The sequence below is a fragment of the Dickeya oryzae genome (assembly GCF_009372235.1).
GTDB lineage: Bacteria > Pseudomonadota > Gammaproteobacteria > Enterobacterales > Enterobacteriaceae > Dickeya > Dickeya oryzae.
This window is the reverse complement of sequence record NZ_ML762922.1, coordinates 110,497-131,567: the sequence shown is the minus strand read 5'-3', so window position 1 is coordinate 131,567 and position 21,071 is coordinate 110,497. Positions and strand designations below refer to the sequence as shown.

The 21,071-nt window shown below is 50.2% G+C and carries 19 protein-coding genes and 2 tRNA genes; 12 read left to right on the top strand and 9 right to left on the bottom strand.

From position 1 onward, the window contains the following. Positions 1–114 precede the first annotated feature (114 nt). The 4 genes from yjfF to ytfQ all read right to left on the bottom strand — a co-directional run bounded on the left by yjfF (position 115) and on the right by ytfQ (position 5,025). Entirely contained in the window at positions 115–1,107 is a 993-nt protein-coding gene (gene yjfF, locus FAZ14_RS07990; protein ID WP_016942211.1) for a galactofuranose ABC transporter, permease protein YjfF, read from the bottom strand. After that, positions 1,094–2,131 carry a galactofuranose ABC transporter, ATP-binding protein YtfT gene (ytfT, locus tag FAZ14_RS07985; protein WP_029456429.1) on the bottom strand — a complete coding sequence of 346 codons (1,038 nt, stop codon included), beginning with the start codon at positions 2,129–2,131 and terminating at the stop codon, positions 1,094–1,096. The genes yjfF and ytfT overlap by 14 nt, the downstream gene beginning before the upstream one ends. 13 nt (positions 2,132–2,144) lie before the next feature. Further along, the gene (gene ytfR, locus FAZ14_RS07980; RefSeq protein WP_016942209.1) at positions 2,145–3,647 is read right to left on the bottom strand and encodes a galactofuranose ABC transporter, ATP-binding protein YtfR; all 1,503 of its coding nucleotides are present in this window, start codon (positions 3,645–3,647) and stop codon (positions 2,145–2,147) included. A 421-nt stretch (positions 3,648–4,068) separates the two neighbouring features. Further along, positions 4,069–5,025 (bottom strand): galactofuranose ABC transporter, galactofuranose-binding protein YtfQ, encoded by a 957-nt coding sequence (gene ytfQ / locus FAZ14_RS07975; protein ID WP_016942208.1) that lies wholly within the window; start codon positions 5,023–5,025, stop codon positions 4,069–4,071. A 1,017-nt stretch (positions 5,026–6,042) separates the two neighbouring features. Here ytfQ and mgtS point away from each other — a divergent pair. Then, complete coding sequence (mgtS, locus tag FAZ14_RS07970; RefSeq protein ID WP_012885835.1) at positions 6,043–6,138, top strand: protein MgtS; 96 nt, start codon at positions 6,043–6,045, stop codon at positions 6,136–6,138. An 87-nt stretch (positions 6,139–6,225) separates the two neighbouring features. On the opposite strand, the gene FAZ14_RS07965 is transcribed toward mgtS, so the two are convergent. The 3 genes from FAZ14_RS07965 to FAZ14_RS07955 all read right to left on the bottom strand — a co-directional run bounded on the left by FAZ14_RS07965 (position 6,226) and on the right by FAZ14_RS07955 (position 9,712). Beyond that, a complete protein-coding gene (locus FAZ14_RS07965) occupies positions 6,226–6,819 on the bottom strand; it encodes an ankyrin repeat domain-containing protein (protein WP_016942207.1) in 594 nt (197 codons plus the stop codon). Between the two features lie 58 nt (positions 6,820–6,877). Continuing rightward, positions 6,878–8,425, bottom strand: a complete 1,548-nt coding sequence (gene katB, locus FAZ14_RS07960) for a catalase KatB (protein WP_050544604.1) — start codon at positions 8,423–8,425, stop codon at positions 6,878–6,880. A gap of 513 nt (positions 8,426–8,938) precedes the next feature. Further along, positions 8,939–9,712: a (S)-acetoin forming diacetyl reductase gene (locus FAZ14_RS07955; RefSeq protein ID WP_016942205.1), complete on the bottom strand. Its 774-nt coding sequence runs from the start codon at positions 9,710–9,712 to the stop codon at positions 8,939–8,941. Positions 9,713–10,047: 335 nt separating this feature from the next. Here FAZ14_RS07955 and FAZ14_RS07950 point away from each other — a divergent pair, with 335 nt between their 5' ends. The 3 genes from FAZ14_RS07950 (at position 10,048) to cybB (ending at position 12,400) form a co-directional block, all read left to right on the top strand. Continuing rightward, complete coding sequence (locus tag FAZ14_RS07950; protein WP_016942204.1) at positions 10,048–10,701, top strand: hypothetical protein; 654 nt, start codon at positions 10,048–10,050, stop codon at positions 10,699–10,701. Positions 10,702–10,824: 123 nt separating this feature from the next. Next, positions 10,825–11,454 (top strand): LysE family translocator, encoded by a 630-nt coding sequence (locus FAZ14_RS07945; protein ID WP_016942203.1) that lies wholly within the window; start codon positions 10,825–10,827, stop codon positions 11,452–11,454. Positions 11,455–11,866: 412 nt separating this feature from the next. After that, the gene (gene cybB / locus FAZ14_RS07940; protein ID WP_016942202.1) at positions 11,867–12,400 is read left to right on the top strand and encodes a cytochrome b561; all 534 of its coding nucleotides are present in this window, start codon (positions 11,867–11,869) and stop codon (positions 12,398–12,400) included. A gap of 54 nt (positions 12,401–12,454) precedes the next feature. On the opposite strand, the gene FAZ14_RS07935 is transcribed toward cybB, so the two are convergent. After that, positions 12,455–12,964, bottom strand: a complete 510-nt coding sequence (locus tag FAZ14_RS07935; RefSeq protein ID WP_016942201.1) for an SRPBCC family protein — start codon at positions 12,962–12,964, stop codon at positions 12,455–12,457. A 410-nt stretch (positions 12,965–13,374) separates the two neighbouring features. Here FAZ14_RS07935 and FAZ14_RS07930 point away from each other — a divergent pair, with 410 nt between their 5' ends. Further along, positions 13,375–13,629, top strand: coding sequence for a hypothetical protein (locus FAZ14_RS07930; RefSeq protein ID WP_152446749.1), 255 nt, complete (start codon positions 13,375–13,377; stop codon positions 13,627–13,629). Between the two features lie 24 nt (positions 13,630–13,653). Here the strand turns inward: FAZ14_RS07930 and FAZ14_RS07925 are convergent, their stop codons facing one another. After that, positions 13,654–13,854: a hypothetical protein gene (locus FAZ14_RS07925; protein ID WP_016942200.1), complete on the bottom strand. Its 201-nt coding sequence runs from the start codon at positions 13,852–13,854 to the stop codon at positions 13,654–13,656. A gap of 1,243 nt (positions 13,855–15,097) precedes the next feature. Between FAZ14_RS07925 and pncC the strand changes: the two genes are divergently transcribed. From pncC to FAZ14_RS07890, 7 genes are all read left to right on the top strand, one after another. After that, positions 15,098–15,586: a nicotinamide-nucleotide amidase gene (gene pncC, locus FAZ14_RS07920; protein WP_016942198.1), complete on the top strand. Its 489-nt coding sequence runs from the start codon at positions 15,098–15,100 to the stop codon at positions 15,584–15,586. A gap of 109 nt (positions 15,587–15,695) precedes the next feature. Next, on the top strand, positions 15,696–16,778 hold the full coding sequence (recA, locus tag FAZ14_RS07915; RefSeq protein WP_016942197.1) for a recombinase RecA: 1,083 nt from the start codon (positions 15,696–15,698) through the stop codon (positions 16,776–16,778). A 42-nt stretch (positions 16,779–16,820) separates the two neighbouring features. Next, positions 16,821–17,309, top strand: coding sequence for a recombination regulator RecX (gene recX, locus FAZ14_RS07910; protein ID WP_016942196.1), 489 nt, complete (start codon positions 16,821–16,823; stop codon positions 17,307–17,309). Between the two features lie 137 nt (positions 17,310–17,446). Next, positions 17,447–20,074 carry an alanine--tRNA ligase gene (alaS, locus tag FAZ14_RS07905; RefSeq protein ID WP_016942195.1) on the top strand — a complete coding sequence of 876 codons (2,628 nt, stop codon included), beginning with the start codon at positions 17,447–17,449 and terminating at the stop codon, positions 20,072–20,074. Between the two features lie 322 nt (positions 20,075–20,396). Continuing rightward, on the top strand, positions 20,397–20,582 hold the full coding sequence (csrA, locus tag FAZ14_RS07900) for a carbon storage regulator CsrA (protein ID WP_005972168.1): 186 nt from the start codon (positions 20,397–20,399) through the stop codon (positions 20,580–20,582). A 311-nt stretch (positions 20,583–20,893) separates the two neighbouring features. After that, positions 20,894–20,986, top strand: a tRNA-Ser gene (locus FAZ14_RS07895). A gap of 7 nt (positions 20,987–20,993) precedes the next feature. Continuing rightward, positions 20,994–21,070: transfer RNA gene (locus FAZ14_RS07890), tRNA-Arg, on the top strand. Position 21,071 lies beyond the last annotated feature (1 nt).

Sequence of the window (21,071 nt, the reverse complement as noted above, 5' to 3'; positions counted from 1 at the left end):
TTTGCTTACGACAATGCATCGCGTTCGTTTCAATGGTGCGAGAGGGGGTGTCAGACGAGTAAAAACGTAGGGTGAGACGTTAGAGACCTCTCACACCTACGTTTTGGGCTGTCGTTATCCGTGTGGGGCAACACGTTTAACCGGGGCGTTCTGCCGGTTTTCCCACAGTGCGGTCAGGCCGCGTTGCAAGGCGATGAACACAAACAGCAATATGCCGATGGCTATCTTGGTCCACCAGGAACTTAGCGTACCGTCAAAGTTGATGTAGGTTTGGATCAAGCCTTGGATCGCCACGCCGAACAGGGTACCGAGTACAGTACCGACACCGCCGCTCAATAGCGTACCGCCGATCACCACCGAGGCGATAGCATCCAGCTCGACGCCGACCCCTGCCAGCGCATAACCCGCTGAGGTGTAAATGGAAAATACGATCCCGGCGAGGGTTGCCAGCCCGGTCGACAACATATAAATACGAAGGGTGGTACTGCGGGTGGAAATACCCATCAGGTTAGCGGAGGTACTGTTGCCACCAATCGCATAGACCTGATTACCGAAACGGGTATAGCGTGCCAGCACGATGCCGACAGCGACCACCATCAGCATCAGTAGTCCCATGGCGCTAAGCCGACCGCCACCGGGAATCGTCCACGCCAGGCTGGAGAGCGTTTCATAGATAGGATGGTTGATAGGCAGCGATTCTTTCGACACCAGATAACTGGCACCACGCAGGAAGAACATCCCCGCCAGCGTGATGATAAACGCCGGGATTTTTAGTGCGTCGATGAGCAAGCCCATAAACGCGCCAAAGGCACATCCCATCACTAAAATCAGCGGGAACGCCACCAGGGGGGACAGCCCCCAAACGCCGATCGCTTTAGCGAGAAACACACCGGTAAATGCAATCACCGATCCGACGGACAGGTCGATACCGCCGGAGAGAATCACAAAAGTCATGCCGACGGCGACAATACCCAGAAAGGCGTTATCGGTAAGAATGTTGCAGATGACACGCGTGGAGGCAAAACCTGGAAATTGCGTCAGGCAGTACAGGTATCCAAGCACGAATACCGCCAGGGTGATCATCAGCGGCAAGTTACGCTTTATCATGGCGGCGAACTCCTTTCAGCAAGGTCACAAAACGTGGCGACTGGACTATCAGTACGCACAATACCACGACGGCTTTCACCACCTGATTGAGCTCTGGTGGAAAACCGGACAGCAGAATACCGGTGTTCATGCCCTGAATAATCAGCGCACCTAACACGGAAAGTACCATGTTGAAGCGGCCACCCATCAGCGAACCGCCACCGATCACCACGGCGAGAATGGCGTCCATCTCCAGCCACAAACCGGCATTGTTGGCATCCGCCCCCCGAATATCGGCGGTGACGATGACCCCGGCGATGGCGGCACACAGCCCGCTCAGGATATATGTCATGGTCACCATGGCGCGGGTACTGACCCCGGCGTTTTTCGCCGCCCGGATGTTGATCCCCACTGATTCAATAAATAACCCCAATGCGGTGCGCCGCACCAGCAGCCAGAACAGAATCAAGGTGACCAACGCGATGATGATAGGCGTTGGGAAGTAGAACAGCGCACCACTACCGAGCCAGGCCAGCGGCGGCGAGTTGAAGGTGACGATTTGCCCGGCGGTAATCAGCTGCGCGATACCGCGACCGGCCACCATGAGAATGAGGGTAGCGACAAACGGCTGGATCTTCAGAATCGCAACCAGAATACCGTTCCACAGGCCCGCCAGCATGCCGACACCGAGTGCGGCCAGCAGTACCACCGTCAGGCTGTAGCCCTGCACGGTCAGCGAGGCGGCCACGGCACCGGCAATCGCCATAATGGCCCCGACGGACAGATCGATGCCGCCAGTGGCAATCACCAGCGTCATCCCGATCGCCAGTAAGGCCACCGGTGCGGCACGGTTAAGGATATCGATGGGACTACCGAACAGGCGGCCATCCTGCACCACTATCTGGAAAAAGTGGCTGGATACCAGGCTGTCTACCAGCAACACCAGCACCAGCGCGGTTATCTGCGGCATGCCTTGTGAAAACCGCAGCGACGGCCAACGGAATGGGCGCTTATCGGAGCCCGGTTTGCTCAGTGATCGAGGCATCACTATGCCCTCCTTATGCCGCGATGGCATTCATGATGGCGGAAACGGATAGCTGGTCGAGCGGGATTTCCGCCACCTGCTGCCGGTCACGCATAATCAACACCCGGTCGGCGTATCCCACCAGTTCCTCCAGTTCCGACGAGATGACCAGCAACGCCAGCCCGTTGGCGCACAGGCTTTCGATCAAACGGATGATCTCGGCGTGGGCGCCGACGTCGATGCCGCGCGTGGGTTCATCCAGGATCAGGAATTGTGGTTTGGTCAGTAGCCAGCGAGACAACAGCACTTTCTGTTGATTCCCGCCGGACAGCAATTCGATAGGTTGCTCGGTACTGGGGGTGCGGATACCCAACTGACGGATGAATCGCTCGGCAATCGCCATCTGCTCTTTACGGGGGATAGGTCGCAGCCAGCCGCGTTGGGCCTGCAACGCCAGAATAATATTTTCCCGTACCGAGGCGGCAGAGATAATACCGTCGGTTTTGCGATCTTCCGGGCAAAAGCCGATGCCAAGGCAGGAGGCCTGATGTGGCGAGCGTAGCGTCTGGGATTTGCCTTTGATCACCGCTTCGCCGCGATCGGCCGGTTTGATACCAAAAATCACCTCGGCGGTTTCTGTCCGCCCGGAGCCTAACAATCCGGCGAGACCGACGATTTCGCCGGGCCGAACCGCCAGTTCGAATGGTTCAATCACACCTTTTTTCGCGTACCCTTTGAATTCCACCACCGGCTTGTCGCTCAGTAGCGTACGTCCGGCACGTTGCAGCGCATTCTGCTCCAGCTCGCGGCCCAGCATCATTTTTACCAGTTCTATCTGTGGCAGCGAGGCGGTTTCACAGGTACCGACGAAAGCACCGTTGCGCAGAACCGTGATGCGATCGGTCACCTGATAAACCTGGTCGAGAAAGTGGGTCACGAAGATAAGGCTGACGCCCTGATCGCGCAGCTGGCGCATCAGGGTAAAGAGCATTTCCACTTCCTGAGTATCAAGACTGGCGGTCGGCTCATCAAGGATTAACACCTTGGCAGACAGGTCGATGGCACGACAAATGGCAACGATTTGCTGCATCGCGACGGAAAAGCGGTTCAGTGGTTCGCGCACATCCAGCTCAAAACCGTAGGAGGACATCAACGCTGCTGCACGTTTTTCCATCTCGGTGCGTTGTAATAATCCGAAGCGTCTGGGTTCGCGGCCGATAAACAGGTTATCCGCCACCGATAAATTGGGTAGCAGGTTGACTTCCTGGTACACCGTGCCGATGCCCAGTTGTTGGGCGTGAGCCGTATTTTTAGGCGAGATAGACTGCCCTTCGAGATAAATAGCGCCCTCGTCACGTTGATACACCCCAGTGAGTGTTTTAATCAGCGTGGATTTCCCTGCACCATTTTCTCCCAGCAGCGCCATGATTTCCCCGCGCCTCAGGCTGAAATCGACCTTATCCAGCGCTTTAACCCCGGGAAAAATTTTGCTCAGCCCTTCCGTACGCAAGATTTCCTGGTTGTCGAAATCGTTCATGCGATTCTTCCTTACAAAACAGGTGATGTCCTGCCATGGTAGTGGTAGCTAGCCATGGCAGGACGTGGGCTGACGACATACCCGTCATACTTCAAGTTGCAGGTGCGTTGGCTGCGTTACTCGGCCCATTTCATGGGCCTCGCCCCTTCGGGGCCGCTGCTAGCAGCGTTCAAATCGGCTTCGCCAATTTGTCATTCACCCGAATCACTTACCTGAGTAAGCTCATCGGGATGAAATGAGAGACATCCTGTCTCTCACCAGAGGCCAGCCGTTGGCTGGTCAAATTCGTTCCCGACGAATTTGTCACTCACTTGCCGCGTTACAAGGCTCTAATGAGCCTTGCCCTAAAGGGCCAGCGCGTGGCGTTGTTCAACACGCGAGCGTGTTGTCCTGCAACTCGAATTATTTAGGGTATAAACAATCAATATCCCATGTTCTTTTTCTTATCGAGCTCGGCCTGTGCGCTGTCTGGTTTAAACAGGGTGGACGGTGTCAGAATCAGTTTGGCGGGCAGCGTGCCATCCTTTTTATATTTCTCCAGTGCGTCAAACGCCGGACCAGCCATATTTGGCGTCAGTTCAACCGAAACATTCGCCTCGCCTGCCAGCATGGCACGGAAAATATCCGGTACACCATCAATCGACCCGGTCAGAATATCTTTGCCCGGTTTTAGCCCCGCTTCTTTAATAGCCTGAATCGCGCCGATCACCATGTCATCGTTATGGGCGAAAACCATACAGATATTTTTGCCGTTATTTTCTGACTTGATAAAACTCTCCATAACCTGCTTGCCGCCGCTACGGGTAAAGTCGCCGGACTGGGAACGGATAATTTTAATACTCGGTGTTTTGGCGATAGCGTCTTCAAACCCTTTTTTACGGTCAATCGCAACGCTTGCGCCGACGGTGCCTTCTAACTGAACGACATTACAATTCTTGCCGTTTTCGGTTTTAATCAGCCATTCGCCAATTAATGCCCCTTCCTTAATATTATCAGCGCGTACCGTGGTGAGATACAGTGAGTCATCTTTGACGTCAATGCCGCGGTCTAGCAGAATAACTGGGATCTTGGCTTCTTTGGCTTCCTTCAATACCGGCTCCCAGCCGGTCGCTACCACGGGGGCGATGAAAATAGCGTCCACCCCTTGTGCGATGAAAGAGCGCACCGCTTTGATTTGGTTTTCCTGTTTTTGCTGGGCGTCGGCAATTTTCAGGTTAATACCGCGCGCTTTGGCCTGTTCTTTGGCTACGGTCGTTTCAGCTGCGCGCCAGCCTGATTCCGAGCCGACTTGAGAAAACCCCACCGTTAATGGTGCGGCCAGCGCGACCGATGACAGGGACGCACACACAGCTGAAGCTAAAATGACGCGTTTCCACATAAAAGTGTCCTCTCTGGTAATCATTGGCTATCGGTTTTTCATTCTTAGGGACAATGGTGTTATTCGGTATTCAGTATTGCCCCCGTCTTGGGGTACGGCAGGCGTGATTATTTTTCCTCTTCCGGCGACTCATAACAAAACAGTAGTTTTTGCCGTGGGAAGAGGGTCAGGCCGTATTCGCTGATCTTATGGATAAAATCGCCATCAGCGGGGAATCTGTGACCCCACGCAAATATTGTTTTAGGTCATTTTTTCGGTATGGGGTAGATGAGTACTGTATTCTGTTAGCGGCGTCATGTTTTTTAAATCGTGATATTTACCGGTTCTGGTGAGAGGTGGCGGTTTTGAGTGTTCTGCCAGTGGGCTCGCTTTCTTCTCCTGGCATACCGTCGGGATATGGATATTTAAGGTGTCTTTTAGCGATGTGATACTGTGCTTAATAAGACGGATAATTATGAATTAACGCTATGTGAATTGTTAGTGTGTAACGGTTATTCATCATTAATCGAGTTTGATTTTTTCTCTCAGCGCTGTGAACTAATGACATGAAGAATGAATGCTGACTATTTGAAAAGTATTGTCAGTCACATCACCGAAAAAATGACACTTTTTTTCTTCAGCCGGTATTGCTGACAATAAATATAGGTTTTTATTATTATCAATAACATTCATTACACCAAGAATATATATTCACACGTATAATTCTGGACGTGATAAATCAAACGATGGGTGATGATAATGCATTAAAAACAATGTGTTAGATCGGCTTTCTGTACCCTGTGGCGGCTAGTGGCTTAATCGGGGGCTGGAAAAAGTGAGCGAGGCCGTTTTGTTTGAGTGCTTTCGTCCTGATCCGATTTCTTATCTATTAAAGAGACGTTAATGTTTACTTAACGTTCGGCCGATAGAATAAGTGTGTAGTGAGCAAACTTGCCGTCGAATGGTAGTTGAATGGTAGTTGAATGAATCTGTAGTGGAATCATGAGGTCGTTTTACATGCTGACGTAGGAGGTTGTTATGTTCGAACAAGTAACTGTCTATTTAGCGATACTGGCCGTTATCGTTGTACCGGGATTTCTGGCCGCGTTTCTGAGCCCCAAATGGGATGACTGAATAATGCTAACCCAGTCTGATATCACACGCCCCGCCTGAAGGGAGTATATTCGTTCGGGGCGTGTCATTTTCGTTGATATGTGTCGATTATTGCCCTTTCACTTCACCCCTGCTTAATGCCTGCACACTGTTGCCCAGTGCATCGGTAGCATTCATATCCGCCCCTTTTTCCTGTAATGCCTTAAGAATTTCTGTGCGCTGAAACAGCGAAGCATACATCGCTGCAGTCTGTCCGGCGTTATTACGGGTATCCGGGCTACATTTTGCGTTCAGCAACAAGTGGGCAATTTTCAGTTCACCTTTAAACACCGCTCCCATCAGTGCGGTATTGCCACGACTATCCTGCAAGCAAGGATCAGCACCGTGGTTGAGCAACAGTGAAACCGTGTCGTAGTGGCCGTGGTAAGCCGCCAGAATGATCGCCGTATAGCCTTTTTCATCACGGGTGTTGAGGTTATAACCCGCGCTGATGAACTCCTTGAGTACGGCATCGTTACCCGTACGGGCTGCATCCCACAGGTACTGATTAAGCTGGTTCTGTACTTGTCTTTCGTCAGTTGGCTGCACAGCAGGTGTCGTGGCGACTGAATTCGACGGCTCTGTAATAGATACGGGCGGTTGTGCCTGGGCGGTGGCATGAATGAATGCCAGCAGGCAAAAAAAGAGGCGAAATGATTTCATGATGACGATTCCCTGGTCGTTGCCGTCGCCCGTAGAGCAACCGGGCGACGGCATTCCGTTAATCAGCCAGTTTGCTGGCCAGTGACTGTACTTTGCTCAGATCGCCTTTGGCGACACTGGTCAGACGGGTACCGTAGGTGGCATCAGCTTTATAGAAGTAGGAAAGCATGATGGTTTTACTGTCGGTATCCGCCATCGCCAGCGCAGAGCCCAGACTTTGAACCAGATCATCCTGATCTTTTTTACTGTAAGAGCGATACAACTCGCCAGTCTGTTTGAAGTTCTGCTCTTTCTGGATTTTGCGCTGCTGGGTAGTGCCGCTCAGCGGTGTCTGGCTGTAGCGAGCAGAAACCAGCTCTTCACGTGGATACAACCGGCTTGGTTGGTAGTTCACCCCGTTGTCTTGCGTGTGGCCGCTATTCAAACTGCCATCCTGATTGATGTTGTTGACCTTTTTCAGTGGGGCATTGATTGGCAGGCTCAGGCCATTCGCACCCAGTCGATATATCTGTGTGTCGGCATACGAGAACAGCCGGCCTTGTAACAGACGGTCTTCAGATGGCTCGATACCCGGAACCAGATTCGACGGTGCCATGGCGACCTGCTCGGTTTCCTGGAAGTAGTTGTCCGGGTTTTTGTTCAGTACCATTTGGCCAATTTTACGTTCGGGAACGCCAGGCCAGATTTTGGTGGCATCCAGCGGGTCGAAATCAAATTTAGCCAGATCGCCTGGGGTCAGCACCTGAATGTAAAGATCCCATTTCGGGTAGTCGCCACGGTTGATAGCGGCGACCAGATCGTTAGTCAGGTGGCTGTAATCCTTAGCCTGAACTTCCTCAACCTGTTTTGGGTCGAGATTTTTGATGCCCTGTAGTGTCTTCCAGTGGAATTTGACGTAATGCACTTCGCCTTTGGCGTTGACCAGCTTATAAGCATGAACGCTGTTGCCGTCCATGTTGCGGTAACTGGCCGGTGTGCCTTCGTTGGAGTAGAGCAGGGTCAGCGTGCGGATCGATTCCGGGACGTGAGAAAAGAAGTCAAACCGGCGCCCATCGTTATCCTGGTTGGTACGCGGATCGGGTTTGAACGCATGTACCATATCCGGGAATTTGATCGCATCGCGGATAAAGAAGGTAGGGAAGTTGTTACCGACCAGATCCCAGTTGCCTTGTGTGGTATAGAACTTGGTAGCGAAACCACGTGGATCTCGCAAGGTCTCTGGGGAGTGGTTACCGTGTACGACACTTGAAAAGCGTACAAATGCCGGTGTTTGACTGCCTTTTTTGAATACCTCGGCGATAGTCAGGTCCGAAATGTCTTCGGTGGCGGTAAATGTGCCGTGTGCACCGGTACCACGGGCGTGCACGACGCGTTCGGGAATGCGTTCACGGTCAAAGCGTTGCAATTTCTGCAGTAACTGAACATCCTGCAGTAAAACCGGGCCATTGGGACCTGCAGTCTGCGAGTTTTGGTTATCACCCACCGCCGCGCCGTTATCACGGGTCAGTGTGGCTGACAGTGCCGGGTAGGCTATCAACAGTGAAGAGATGATGGCCAGTGGTGTTTTCCAGCCGGGAATACGATGTGTGGCGGTATGATTGCTCATAACTTTCCTCATTTTCCGTATGATTATTATCAACAATAGATTTCGATTATTGCTGTGATTCCATTGCACTGCTTTAAGCTATTAGCAGAGAAAGTTCTCCATCAGAGGCACTGATAAGGCTGATGCCTTGTTGGTGATTGCGGCTTATCTGTTTTCCCTGTTTCTGACCTGTCGTCATGACGGGGCAGAAATGAGGTTGTACTCATGGCCGACGGTATGAATAACAGCCGTTGTTGCCGGGCATGTCAATAACCTGCGGCTACCTGGCTACTTTACCCTTTTTGACAAAGCGGATAATGGCAGTTATTTCTATCGAATTAATAGGTATGCCCTGAGTAGGGATTTGTGAAAAGAGTGAAAGCGACCACAGACAAGAGCAGGAATACAGATAGCGTCAGGAGATAGTAAGAAGCGTGTTCTGTGTGTTTGGGGCTTGTCTCAGTGGGATAGCGAATATCGGTGATGAGAAGAACACGCCTCGCCATGTGACGAGGCGTAGCGGTGCTGAGTCAATCAGTTGAAGACCATACCACCATCAATCAACAGCGCCTGACCTGTCATATAGTCAGAATCAGGGCCGGCGAGATAGGCGACGCAGGCGGCCACGTCTTCCGGTTCGGACAAACGACCCAACGTGATGCGTTTGGCGAACTCAGCTGTACCGTAACCGAGTGGCTTACCTGCTGCCTCGGAAATTTGGCGGTCAATCTCTGCCCACATCGGCGTTTTGACGATACCTGGGCAATACGCGTTAACGGTAATGCCGAGCGGTGCTAAATCGCGGGCGGCGGTCTGGGTCAGGCCGCGTACGGCGAATTTACTGGAACTGTAAACCGCTAATTCTGGATTACCGACATGACCTGCCTGAGAGGCGGCATTGATGATTTTGCCTCCCTGTCCCTGGGCTTTGAAGGCTTCTACCGCAGCCTGTATTCCCCAGATAACGCCTTTCACATTGATGTTGTAAACCTTATCAACGATTTCCGGCGTGATGTCTTCAATCAGCGTGGTAGGAGCGATACCGGCGTTATTGACGATAACGTGAAAACCACCCAATTGTTTGTGTGCGGTGCGAACCACATTAAATACCTGGTCACGATCTGAGACATCCGCGGTGAGTGCGATAGCGTTGCCACCGTGCTGCTTGATTTCATGCGCTACCTGGCCTGCGGTATCGCCGTTGTAATCCACGACCGCTACGGCAAAACCATCTTTTGCCAGACGGATAGCGATGGCCCGACCGATTCCCTGGCCCGCGCCAGTGACCAATGCGACTTTCTGTTTCATGGGTCTTTTCCTGTGTTGTGAATAAAATACAGCCATGACAGGCAGGCTAGCGCGTGGTAATTGGAATGAAAACTTATAGTAAATATCGATAACTATCATTTTAATGGATTAAATTTTTTATTTTTACTCTAACACTATGTGTTTACGTCCTGATTTTTTCTTTTTTCTGATTTTTTATTCTGATGTTTCTGTGTGGGGTTGTCGGTGTGGGTTGCCTGTTGGGAGGTAAAGATTGGTGTGGAGAAGGCGATAAACACAGTGTACTCTGCGAAGAGCATCACCTGGGCCGTGCCCCGCTGATATCTGTCTTGATGACTGTTTAAAAGCCGGTAACCATGAGCTACATCGATACCATCAAACACGAACTGGTTGGTTTCCTGAACGGGCTGCCAATCTACCATCCGCTGGAAGAGGTGGCGGATTCGCCTTGGGGTGAGGATGATTTTTCATGTACACCCGACAATTTGATTATTGGCGGCGGGGCGGGTGAGCATCCGGCGCTGGTTATCCATGAGCTGGGGGCGCTGGTGGCGTCCTACCTATTGTTATGCCTGCAAAAGCACAATGAATTTTTTCCTGAGCAGCCAGACCCGCTACCGATAGTCTCGGTCGATCGCTTATACGAAATGGCAGAGCGACCTCGCGCGCTGGAGTTTTGTGGCTGGTCGATGAATCACGTCAGAGAGTTTGTCGATTTGGCTCACTCGCCGTTGCACCCTAACCCGTTATCGGAAATGGGGAGTGCTGAAGAATGGATTGAACACTCGATTGGCGAGTTTGTTTACTACTCGTTGCCGGAGTTGAATCCGTTCGACACGGCGATGGCGCTGTTGCCTGGTATGGAAACGTGGTTTCCGGGATATTGGATGTGCAATGTCACCTGTCCGCCGCCCAATTATGTCAAAACACGAAAGCAGTCGTTACTGTCAGGTTCATTTCAGGATCACGGCTTTTTCCGGTGGGATTACCGTTATCCACCGGAGGAGTGATCGTGGCGGCAGTCTACTGGCAGAGAGTAGTTGACGTTAGTCTGCACTGACGTGGGTTCAAATAGACAGGGGATTTAACTCATCGTTTTATCCGACATTCTGTGTGATTGATTGAGGTGAGTAATGGTGAGCGTGTCCCAATGGTTACCGTTTGCTGCTATTGCGTTAGGGTTGGTGTTAACGCCGGGGCCTAATATGATTTACCTGCTTTCTCGCACCGTGTGTCAGGGGCGTCGGGCAGGGCTGGTGTCGTTATCTGGCGTGGCACTGGGTTTTTTGTTCTATATGACCGCGGCAGCGCTCGGTATTACTGTGATCGTGATGGCGGTGCCATTAGCTTACGATGCGTTGCGAATTGCCGGGGCGCTATATTTGTTATGGCTGGCCTGGCTGGCTATACGGGGTAGCGCATCGCCTTTCCTGTTACGCCAACTTAAACTTGATAGTAATCGTCGCTTGTTCGTGATGGGGCTGGTCACCAACCTGCTTAATCCTAAAGCCGCCGTACTTTATCTCTCCCTTCTGCCGCAGTTTATCCGCCCGGAGCAGGGGAATGTCCTGGGGCAGTCGTTAACGCTTGGTATCATCCAGATATTTATCAGCATGACGGTTAATGCTTCGCTTATCATGGTCGCGGGCTATATCGCCGCTTTTCTGGCTGGGCGCCCGTTGTGGCAACAAGTGCAACGCTGGCTGATGGGAACGGTACTGGCGGGGCTGGCGGTGAGAATGTTGGTAGACAGTCGGCGTTAATAAGTCGCAGGTAGTCAGGCATGCGGCTGGCAAGCGTCAGCCGTTTTTCATGTATCTCATACGTCTTCTGTGCCCTGCTCCGATATACCCGGTAAAATGATGCTATCCCGCCAAATTCGACTTACATCCTACCAATCAACCTTACTGACCGATGACAGTTCTATACACTGAAGCTGGTAATGTTTGTCTCAACCCTTGTTGATGTTGTGTTATTCATCCCTGTCAGAGAGTAGTAGTTTTTTTCCCGCCTTCCATCAAGGCGGGATTTTTTTTGCCCGTAAGATTTTTGGGTTTATCAAAAAATCTTGCTATTGTGAGCGAAAAACTAATGTTGGCTTAATAGAGTGAAGCTAGGCTGTATGCGTCCTATATTCACACACTGATTGTATGCTCAATACAGAGAAGGAATTCCATGAAGACTAAGTATCATTCATCTCAGATTCTGTTGCACTGGCTGGCATTTCTGTTGGTGGTGGCAACCTATGCCGCGATGGAGCTACGAGGTTTTGCTCCGCGTGGAAGCAGTGCGCGGGCGTTAATGTCGACTATCCATTATAGTTGCGGTGTATCCGTTTGGGTGTTGATGATCCTGCGGGTAGTGCAACGTTTACGTCATGCTACACCGCCTATCACACCGCAACCTGATCGCCTGATGATGATTGCTTCCCATGCGGTGCATGGCTTTTTGTATCTGATGTTTCTGGCGCTGCCGGTATTAGGCGTTCTGGGGATGTACTATCGCGGCGATGCCTGGTCGGTATTCGGTATTGCGATGCCGTTTGCAGCGGATCCGAACGACGATATCAAGCACACACTGCTGAGTATTCATGAATTGATTGCTAATGCGGGGTATTTCCTGGTAGGGCTGCATGCCGTTGCTGCTCTGTATCATCACTATGTGGTGCGTGACAATACACTGCTGAGAATGATGCCCAATAAGAAATAATGTTGTGGGTGTAAAAGACGACGGGCGGCTGAGGATTCCTCGCCGCCCGTTTTTTTATACATTCTGGTTCGAGGAGGTCGTGGTGCCAGGGTGCTCTGCCATCTGCTTAAAGCGCAGTAAGGTCTTGTGTAGCATCTCTTTCGGTAACAGCTGAAACACCTGACTGAGTGCCTTTCCCAAAAAGCCGCCTGGTGGGTCAAACCGGATGCTGAGTGTGACTTCAGTATTCTCGCTGTTTGGTATAGGGCGAAAGACCAGGCATCCTTCATTCGGGATTTTGGCGCCAGGGAGTGAACGCCAGTAGATAAACTGGCCGGGTTGTTCATCCTCAATACGTGCCCGCCACTCGATGTACTGGCCGAAAGGGGCCTTCATGCGCCACAGTGAGTCTGTGTGATTAATAATGTCGATATGAGCGACATGGTTCATCAATACCGGAAGTGTTTCGGGGTTGCGCCACAAATCAAACAACACATCAGCCGATTGGCGAATAATCAGCGAGCTGCTGAGCTGATCGGCATGGTTGTCCATCATGCCGGGTCTGCGTGGGAATGTTGATGGCATAGTGTCTTCTCCCTTCAATGCCGCCCAAAACAGGCAATGTCCCGTGATTATTATGTCGATACAGTCATGAACATTGCGGCAAACGCGGGCTGTAGAATACGGTGCAATTATCTCTTTTGGCGAGTGTACGTGATGGCTGGGTAAACCTGCAAATCCGGTAAATAAAAGCCCGCTTTTGCGATGTGGCTGTCCCGATACCATCGGTTATCGCGGGGCTATTGGTTATCAAGGGAGTATGGCCGTGATTGGGTACCGGTCACACAGTTGTGTTGCCTGGGGGCAGGGCATGATCTTTTGCAGTGAGCGCAGAAAATGCGTGTACTCACAAAACACGAAGAATAGTGGTCTATTTTTAGGCAAAATGGCCAGTATCTGTTACACTTTACTTAGTGTTAATTGACTGCTGTGCCATGTTAGAAAGTAAGAGTTTTATTTTCGATGTTCATTCTTATTTAGCCCATCGTCTGATGGGCTTTTTGTTTTCTGATAATAACGGTAAGTATTATTGTCTGCGTGTTCTTATTTTTCATGTTTACTCCCATCATACTTCAGGTATTCGGCGTGTTTGTCTGCAGCTGGAATTATCTGGAATAAATGTTGCCATTGTCACAGAAAAAATAGCTTTTATTTTTATCGTTAAGGTTGATTTAATCTCCTCGGTGTAATGTTGTTTTCAGTTAAGAACTTTCTTAGCGCCAAAACACCAGGGTTTTACTCATAATAATATAGCCTCTTTGCCCACCGTCAGGTGGGCTTTCCTTTTTGTTCTCGCCATACGCTGACATGCGAGTGTGTAGGCTGAATTCATTCTTTTTCTTCCTTTCACTACCTAAGTGGTTTGGGTTGTGCGCTTGTGGTATTGGTTTTCTGAAAATAAGAAGGGTTTTCATTGTGTACATTCTCCTGATTGTTGAGAGATGAAGGAGGAATAATGGAGCTGAAAAATAATATCTAAAAAATTCTGTTTTTTTGTTTTCCTAATGTTGGCTTAATCTTAATCTCATAGGATAGCTTTCAGGCGGAGGAAAACCGCCAACCTGTGTCTTCAGGATGCTTCATGCCAGAGAATAGTGTCATTTGCCCACCCTAGCGGTGGGCTTTTTTTGTTTCGGGAAAAGTGTGTTGTATTTTCTATTTTTTATTAATTCTTGATGATTTCAGGATAAAACTAAGGTTATTTTAAGGATAGTGGGGTAGATTCATAAACAGACAGTGGATGGATAACTGTCGTGCCAGTACTACGAAATCCTTGCTGTTGAAAAACCCAATAGCTTTGCCCACCTTTATGGTGGGCTTTTTTTTATCCATTACCGATGTCCTTTTAAGATAATATGATTTAGTAAGGAATAATCATGATGGGAATTAAAAATATTTTTTTGTTGGTGTCATGTTGGCGTTTTTTCTTCCGATAAATAAAATAGGTAAGAGAGTAAGTCAGTTTTTTAATACGCACTGCATGTAAAAAAGTGCGAAAAGGGAAAGTGAAAATGGGAGAGTGAATGTATCGCGCTAACTACCCGCCAGGGATGAAAAAACAAGAATAAATAAGGTTTCTATTATTGGATTGCCAGCCACGTTGTCGCCCTGTCGCAAGCTCTGTTTCTGGTATAAAGACCATCAGAAATGAACAGGGGTAAGCGATGTTCCTGCAACTGGCAAGGTAACGGTAATAGCATACGTAGTCTGCTCGCTTGATGCGTTAATCCACCATGTAGCTCACGGTATTGCGTAGCAAGAGTGTTTATCCCTTCCGGGATGCCATTCCCACCAGGCCTGTCAGCTGACAGGCCTGCATTATTTTTAGCGTCAGAGACTGTGTGGCTAATTAATGTACTTATACATTCAATGCGGCGCAGATATTGCGGTGCGATGTTCGGCTGTACGTCGGCGATGCCCTGTTATACCAATAAAAAAGCCCCGAGGCGGGGCATGCATGTCATAAACGCTATCGCCGTTATTATTGTATGTAGAGCATATACCGAGACAATGACAATACTACGACAGCCTGCCAGATGATGTTGCGCGCTGCTTCGCATTCCTGTTATGTAAAAAGGTTTTCAAAGGAAAAATGCTACCCTGAAAAAGAAGGGGCACCTTACTATTGGGCCGCGATGGATAAAACGGGATACCGTGATGACAGAAAAAGATGTATTGCAACTGAGCGTGCAGCTTGGAGAGTGGCTGAAAGCGCGTCAGGCGAAGATAACCTGTGCTGAGTCCTGTACCGGTGGATGGTTGGCGAAAGCGATCACGGATGTGGCTGGTAGTTCCGCATGGTTTGACTATGGTTTTGTGACTTACAGCAATCAGGCTAAGCAGTCGCTCATCGGCGTAGAGGAAAATACGCTGACACAGTATGGCGCAGTAAGTCATGAAGTCGTGACGGAAATGGCCCGTGGGGCGCAGAGCTGTTCCGGAGCCGATTTTGCGGTATCCATCAGCGGTATTGCGGGTCCCGATGGTGGAACGCCAGATAAACCGGTAGGGACCGTATGGTTCGGTTTTAGTGACAAAGCGGGCAACATCATCACCCAGCGGATGCAATTTGACGGTGATCGTCACGATGTTCGCTTGCAGGCCGTGGCTTTTGCTCTGCAAACGTTGCAGGAGAGATTTTTATAAAATAGGCTTGATGCTGTATGAGTATACAGTATAATGCAGCCATCGGTTCGGCGATTCATGAATAAGCAACAGCGTAGAAGCAGCGGCAGGCTGCGCGACAGGAGTAAAAATGGCTATTGATGAGAACAAACAAAAGGCACTGGCGGCAGCGTTGGGGCAGATCGAAAAACAATTCGGTAAAGGTTCTATCATGCGTTTGGGCGAGGATCGCTCAATGGATGTTGAAACGATCTCCACAGGTTCCTTGTCGCTTGATATCGCGCTGGGTGTTGGTGGTTTGCCAATGGGCCGTATTGTTGAGATTTACGGTCCGGAATCCTCAGGTAAAACGACGCTGACACTGCAGGTGATTGCTGCCGCACAGCGTGAAGGTAAAACCTGTGCGTTCATTGATGCCGAACACGCGCTGGATCCGATCTACGCTAAAAAGTTGGGTGTTGACATCGATAATCTTCTGTGTTCCCAGCCGGATACTGGCGAGCAGGCACTGGAGATTTGTGATGCGCTGGCACGTTCTGGTGCCGTTGATGTCATTATCGTCGACTCCGTTGCTGCGCTGACGCCGAAAGCAGAAATTGAAGGGGAAATCGGTGATTCCCACATGGGGCTTGCGGCTCGTATGATGAGTCAGGCTATGCGTAAGCTGGCCGGTAACCTTAAGCAATCCAATACACTGCTGATCTTCATCAACCAGATCCGTATGAAGATTGGTGTGATGTTTGGTAACCCCGAAACCACGACCGGTGGTAACGCGCTGAAATTCTATGCTTCTGTCCGTCTGGATATTCGCCGTATCGGCTCTATCAAAGAAGGTGAAGAAGTTGTCGGGAGTGAAACCCGCGTTAAAGTTGTGAAGAACAAGGTTGCAGCGCCATTCAAGCAAGCTGAATTCCAGATTCTGTATGGCGAGGGGATTAATACTTTCGGTGAGCTGGTTGATCTTGGCGTGAAGTTTAAGCTGATTGAAAAAGCCGGTGCCTGGTACAGCTACAATGGTGACAAAATTGGCCAGGGTAAGGCCAACGCCTGTAATTTCCTGAAGGAAAATCCAGCCATCTCTGCTGAACTCGACAAGAAGCTGCGCGAATTGTTGCTGCATAAAGGTAACGAAGCGGTATCAGGTGGCGTCAGCAGTAGTGAAAGTGCCGAGTATAATGAAGAGGCTGCTGGCGAACAGAACGACGACTTTTAATGGCCGTCGTTACGCAGACAGCATGTTCTCAGAGTAATCGGTATGCCTAACGTACTCCGCTATGCAATGAATGTGCTGGCTGTGCGAGATCACAGTGAAATGGAATTACGCCGCAAGATTGCGGCGTATTTACAATCAAATATTGAATGTGAGAGTACGGAGCGCCGCGCTGTACTTTCTGAATTTGATACCCATGTCGAACAGGCAGTCATCAGCTGTCGGCAGCAAGGCTGGCTGGATGACGAGCGTTATGCCGAGCGTTATATCAGCAGCCGCAGCCGTAAAGGATACGGTACACAGCGTATTTGCGCCGAGCTCAGTCAGCGGGGCATCGACAAATCAGTCCAGCGTGTAGCCCTGCAGTCCTGCGACATTGACTGGTATTTACAAGCTCAAGCAGTCGCGAACCGTAAATTTGGCTCACCATTGCCAACAAGCTGGCAAGAGCGAGCCAAAGTTCAACGCTATTTGCAGTATCGCGGTTTTTCCCACGATGAAATTCAGTCGATATATATGAATTTTTCCGATTGAACGCATACGGGATTTTACTTCCCTCCTAAGAAAATTTATCTTATTCCCACTTTTTTGTTCGCGTTTGGCTCGGTCACGTCAGTATGTTGCACCCACCTTGCCCGCGACTGTTCTTTTAGCTTGATTTCAGGACAATTATGAGCAAGAGCACCGCTGAGATCCGTCAAGCGTTTCTCGACTTTTTCCATAGTAAAGGACATCAGATTGTCGCCAGCAGTTCGCTGGTGCCGAACAATGATCCCACACTGTTGTTTACCAATGCCGGGATGAACCAGTTCAAGGATGTTTTCCTTGGGTTGGACAAACGCAACTATGTGCGAGCCACGACGTCTCAGCGTTGTGTCCGTGCTGGTGGTAAACATAACGATTTGGAGAACGTGGGCTATACGGCGCGTCATCACACGTTCTTCGAAATGCTGGGTAACTTTAGCTTCGGTGATTATTTCAAACGCGACGCCATTACTTATGCCTGGGAGCTGTTGACCAGTTCTCAGTGGTTTGGCTTACCCAAGGAAAAACTGTGGGTTACGGTTTACGCCTCCGATGATGAAGCCTATGACATTTGGGCCAACGAGGTAGGTGTACCGCGTGAGCGTATTATCCGTATCGGTGATAATAAAGGCGCACCGTACGCATCAGATAACTTCTGGCAAATGGGTGATACCGGCCCTTGCGGTCCATGCTCTGAAATTTTCTACGATCATGGCGATCACATCTGGGGGGGACCGCCGGGAAGTCCTGAAGAAGATGGCGATCGTTACATCGAAATCTGGAACCTGGTATTCATGCAGTTCAACCGACAGGCTGACGGTACGATGTTGCCGTTGCCGAAACCATCGGTAGATACCGGCATGGGGCTGGAGCGTATTTCCGCTGTTCTGCAACATGTGAACTCCAACTACGATATCGATTTGTTCAAGACGTTGATCGCCGAGGCGGCCCGTGTGGTGGGAACCGACGATCTGAACAATAAATCGCTGCGCGTTATTGCCGACCATATCCGTTCTTGTGCATTTTTGATTGCCGATGGTGTCATGCCATCGAATGAAAACCGTGGTTATGTGCTGCGCCGTATTATTCGCCGTGCGATCCGCCACGGGAATATGCTGGGAGCGAAAGAAACATTCTTCTACAAGCTGGTCGGTACCCTGATTGAAGTGATGGGGGCGGCAGGTGAAGAGCTTAAACGTCAGCAAAGCCTGGTTGAACAAGCACTGAAGAATGAAGAAGAACAGTTTGCCCGCACACTGGAACGTGGCCTGCTGCTGCTGGATGAAGAAATCAAGCAGCTTAAAGGCGATACGCTGAGCGGTGAAGCGGCGTTCCGTCTTTATGACACCTACGGTTTCCCGGTTGATTTGACGGCGGATGTATGCCGTGAACGTAACCTGAAAGTGGACGAAGCTGGGTTTGAACGTGCCATGGAGGCGCAACGCCAACGGGCGCGTGATGCCAGCGGCTTTGGTGCTGACTATAACAGCCTGATCCGTGTGGATGCGTCTACCGCATTTTGTGGCTATGAACGTACCGAGCAGCAATCGACTGTCGTCGCTATCTACCGTCAGGGTGAATCCGTGCAGGAAATTCAGGCGGGTGACGATGCGGTTGTGATTCTGAGCGAAACGCCATTCTACGGTGAGTCTGGCGGTCAGGTGGGTGATCAGGGTGAGTTGGTATCCGCTGCTGCCCGTTTCTCCGTTGCCGACGCACAGAAATACGGTCAGGCAATCGGTCACATTGGTTCGTTGGCTCAGGGTGTTTTGCGGGTCAATGACAAGGTGAATGCGGTGGTTGATCAGGTTCGTCGTGACCGCATTCGTCTGAACCATTCCGCGACTCACTTACTGCATGCAGCGTTGCGCCAGGTCTTGGGTGAGCATGTCGCGCAGAAAGGTTCGTTGGTCAATGACAGCTACCTGCGCTTTGACTTCTCTCATCCAGAAGCGATGAAACCTGAGCAAATTCGTCTGGTAGAATATATCGTCAATACCCAGATTCGTCGTAATCTGTCGATTGATACGGATGTGATGGCGTTGGATGCTGCCAGAGCGAAAGGCGCGATGGCGCTGTTTGGTGAGAAATATGATGAGCATGTCCGCGTGCTGTCGATGGGGGATTTTTCCATTGAATTGTGCGGCGGTACACACGCTCGTCGTACTGGTGATATCGGTTTGTTCCGGATTGTATCTGAGTCTGGTACCGCAGCAGGTATCCGCCGCATTGAAGCCGTTACCGGTGAAAATGCAATAGTTGCCCTACATGAGCAGAGTGATGTGTTGCATGAAGTCACACAGTTGGTGAAGGGGGATAGCAACAATCTGGCTGACAAAGTGCGTTCGTTGCTGGAACGTAACCGCGGGCTGGAAAAAGAGTTGCAGCAGTTGAAGGAACAGCAGGCCGCTCAGGAGAGTTCTTCACTGTCCAGTAAGGCGAAAGAGATCAACGGTGTGAAGTTACTTGTCACGCAATTGAACAACGTTGAGCCTAAGTTGCTACGGACTATGGTAGATGATCTGAAGAATCAACTGGGTTCTGCGGTGATCGTGCTGTCGACAGTCGCGGATGGTAAAGTCAGCCTGATTGCGGGTGTGACCAAAGAATTGACTGACCGTGTCAAAGCGGGTGAGTTGGTTGGCTTTGTGGCAAATCAGGTCGGCGGTAAGGGCGGTGGTCGTCCGGATATGGCCCAGGCAGGTGGTAGCGATGTGGATGCGTTGCCATCAGCGTTGACCAGCGTTGAAGCCTGGGTGGTTGATAAGCTATAAATACTAAATACGTGTTATCCCGGCAAAAACGCCATGACTTTGAGTGGTTTTGGCGTTTTTGGCTTGCGGTAAGGATGGCCGTAAACAAGACTGATAAACAGGTCGTCTATGGGGCTCCAGAGACGGCCAGTGAGGCCAGTTTTGGTTGTGATAACAAAAAGCGCAAGCTGTCTTATATCGACTAAACTGAACACTAGTAACAAACAATGAGTGCGATGATGAGACATTTTCGTCATCCAGGTTTACGTCTTCCCCAACCATGATGGATAATGACGGGAGAACGAAGAGACCTGACTCTTTATAATCTTTCAAGGAGCAAAGAATGCTTATTTTAACTCGTCGAGTTGGCGAAACCCTCATGATTGGCGATGAGGTTACGGTTACCGTACTAGGAGTAAAGGGCAATCAGGTTCGTATCGGTGTTAATGCGCCGAAAGAAGTGTCTGTACACCGTGAAGAGATCTACCAGCGTATTCAGGCAGAGAAATCTCAGCCTACCTCCTACTGATTTGAATAGCGTCTCGTGTTGACGAGGCGCTGTTGTTGTTCGAATGTTTTTTCGTATGCTCCCTGTGTTTCCTTATTTCCGTCAATAAATGGTTACCTGGTATTTGCTTTTGTGAATCTGAATAACTGGTTGTTTTATTGGCGATAAAACATGCTTTTTGTTGTTAATCTGTTCTTGTTGGATGTGAAGTGTTCAAACGGAACTGATATCGGAAAAATTGTTTGACTTATAAGACCGGGAAAGTAATATGTGCGCCACGCAGACAGGTGAGCGCTGAATGAAAAAGAAATTCAGCGATTATGTGTCAGTACGGTGAGGTGGCCGAGAGGCTGAAGGCGCTCCCCTGCTAAGGGAGTATGCGGTCAAAAGCTGCATCGAGGGTTCGAATCCCTCCCTCACCGCCATTAAATTGCATCCGTAGCTCAGCTGGATAGAGTACTCGGCTACGAACCGAGCGGTCGGAGGTTCGAATCCTCCCGGATGCACCAT